The sequence below is a fragment of the Nonomuraea sp. NPDC049607 genome (genome assembly GCF_040675375.1).
Classification (GTDB): domain Bacteria; phylum Actinomycetota; class Actinomycetes; order Streptosporangiales; family Streptosporangiaceae; genus Nonomuraea.
Genome location: NZ_JBFAOV010000098.1, coordinates 1 through 2,713 on the forward strand (window position 1 = coordinate 1; position 2,713 = coordinate 2,713).

The window sequence follows — 2,713 nt, forward strand, 5'->3', positions numbered from 1 at the left end:
GCGAGCAGCACGCGAGGCGTCACGGGGCCGTCACCACCCGCGCGGGCAGGACGGCGTGGACCCGGGTGCCACCGTCGCGGGCAGGCTCGACGACGCACCGGCCGCCCAGTTCCTCCGCGCGCTCCCGCATGCCGAGCAGGCCCACGCCCACCACGGCGCCGGGGCGCAGGCCGCGCCCGTCGTCGATCACCTCGACCTCCAGTTCGTCATCGGCCACGGCGACTCGCACGTGGCAGCCGGTCGCGCCCGCGTGCCGGGCGATGTTCGTCAGAGCCTCGCAGACGATGCGGTATGCCGCCACCTCGGTCGCGGCCGGCAGCGCCGTCAGATCCCCTTCGGTGTCCACCTGGACGGCCAGGCTGCCGTCGCGGAACCGGGACGCCTCGTGCCGGAGCGCGCCCGCCAGGCCGAACTGGTCCAGGGCCGGCGGCCGCAGATCGTGCACCAGTCTCCGCACGTCGCCGAGCATGCTGCCGAGGTCGGAGCGGACCTGGTCCAGCGCCGCGCGGGCGGAGTCGGCGTCCCGGGCCATCAGGTTGTGCGCCGCCTGCACCTTCAACGCGGCGGCGGCCAGGGTGGGGCCCAGCCCGTCGTGCAGGTCGCGGCGGAGTCTGCGGCGTTCCTCGGCCACGCCGTTGACCAGGCGTTCGCGGCTGTGCTGGAGCTCCTCGGTCAGCGCGGTGGCGCGTACGGCGGCGGCGGCCTGGCGTACGACGTCGGCGAGCAGCCGCTGCGCGGCCTCGGCCGGCCAGGCGCCGGGGCGCGGCACCAGGGCGAGTCGGCCGATCGGCGCCTCCCGGTAGGCGAACGGCAGCACGACGACGTCCGGACGGGGTGTGCCGTGTTCCACCACGACGGTCCGGCCGTCGGCGCGGTCCAGCTCGACCCGCACGTACGGTGACCGGTACGCTACCGACACCGCCCTGGCGACCTCCAGCAGCAGGTCCTCCGGCCGCGTCGAGTCCTCCAGCCGGCGGGCCAGGGCCGAGACCACCTCGTACGGCTCCGCCCGCCCGGCCAGCACCCGGTTCACCCATCGCCGCACCCGTTCGCGAAGCGGCGCGTAGACCACGCCCACCGCGACGGCGGCCAGCACGGCCGCGACCGGTTCCCCGATGACCGCGCCAAGACCGGCGAAGAGCGGGACGTCGATCGCGACGACGGCGAGCGCGAGCCCGCCGTACAGCAGGGTCCAGCCGAGCACGGGATCGACGTCGTAGAGCCGGTAGCGGCTCACCGCCACCATGACCGCCGCGGCGAGCGCCACCAGGCACAACACGAACCCCAGATCCCGCGGCATCCCCTCCAGCACGGCGGAGGCCAGCATCAGGGCCGTGTTCAGCAGCGCGGCCAGCAGCATCCAGCGCAGCTGCGCCCGCCGCTCGCCCGACGATCCCCGGAACCGCCAGGCGAAGGCCGCCACCGGTACGGGGAGACTGGCCACCAGCAGCACCGGCGACACCGCGTACGCCGCCTGCCAGAAGGCGTCGGGGATCACCGGGATCGGCACGTCCAGCCCGGGCAGGTAGTCCTGCGGCGACACGATGTGCCAGGGCACGAACAGGAAGATGAGCACCGTCAGGCCCGTGGCGGCGAGCGAGACCGCGGCCGCCCACCGCCAGCGGGGCGAGACCAGCCGTCCGTCGGGGAAGTACAGCAGCACGAGCAGCGGCACCAGATTCAGGAAGGGCCCCAGCCGCGCCCCGGCGTAGACCGCAGCCGCGGTCAGCGGGAGCGTGCCGCCGTGATGGGCCGACGACAACACCGCGTACGCGCCGGCCAGGCCGTTCACGCAGGTCACCAGCCCGCCGGTGATCAGGATCCAGGTCATCAGGTGGCGCGGCCGCCGTACCGCCAGCACTCCTCCGGCGATCGCCAGGGCGGCACCCGGGACCGTCGAGGCCCAGACCTCCCAATCCAGCGGCTCCGGCCGGGTCACCGGTCCGGTCGCCACGTCGATCCAGGTGGCGGTCACGGCGGCGAAGACGGATGCGGCGGCCAGCGTCACCGCGCCTCCCCCCGGCCACCGGTCCCTCACCGAGGCAGCCGGACCGCCCAATCCAGCCGCCGCCCCCTCAGAGCCGGCCTCGTCGAGCCCATCGGTACAGACCTCGGCTGCATCCGCGGCGGCGGTCCGAGTGGCGGGTTGCGCGGCGGGGACGCCGGTCATGGAGGCGCCGACAGGAGCACCGCGGCAGTCTCCATGGGGCTGGTCACGGCCGGCGGCACGGAGGTCGGACACGCGTCCCACACTGTCACAGACCGTGTCCCGCGGGCACGGGAGCGACGTCCTGCGGCTGTCCCGTGCTGGCCGGGACAACGGTCCTGGTCACCTGGGGATCAAGCCGTGCCGGAGGTCGCGCCGGTGGTCGGAGTGGGCGTTCCTCCGCTTCAAGCCAGCCTGACCTGGGCGGCGACCAGCTCGGCGTACCGGCCCTCGTGCGCCATGAGCTCCTCGTGCGTGCCACGGTCCAGGACGCGGCCGGCGTCGAGTACCACGATGAGGTCGGCGTCCTTGGCCGTGCTGAGCCGGTGGGCGATAACGATGCGGGTCTGCGGAAGCCAAGACAGGTTGGACTCGATGGCCGCCCCGGTGGCGCTGCCCAGGTTGCTGGTGGCCTCGTCGAGCCTGCCCGCGACGGTGGCACCCGGGTCCACGCCGTCCTGCCCGCGCGGGTGGTGACGGCCCCGTGACGCCTCGCGTGCTGCTTGA

2 protein-coding genes are annotated in these 2,713 nt (G+C 74.5%); both read right to left on the minus strand.

Annotated features, from left to right (window positions below):
• Positions 1–19: 19 nt before the first annotated feature.
• The gene (locus AB0J97_RS51550) at positions 20–2,008 is read right to left on the minus strand and encodes a histidine kinase (RefSeq protein WP_364104800.1); all 1,989 of its coding nucleotides are present in this window, start codon (positions 2,006–2,008) and stop codon (positions 20–22) included.
• A gap of 383 nt (positions 2,009–2,391) precedes the next feature.
• Positions 2,392–2,713 (minus strand): ABC transporter ATP-binding protein (locus AB0J97_RS51555; protein WP_364104803.1); only part of this gene is annotated, 322 nt, incomplete at its 5' end.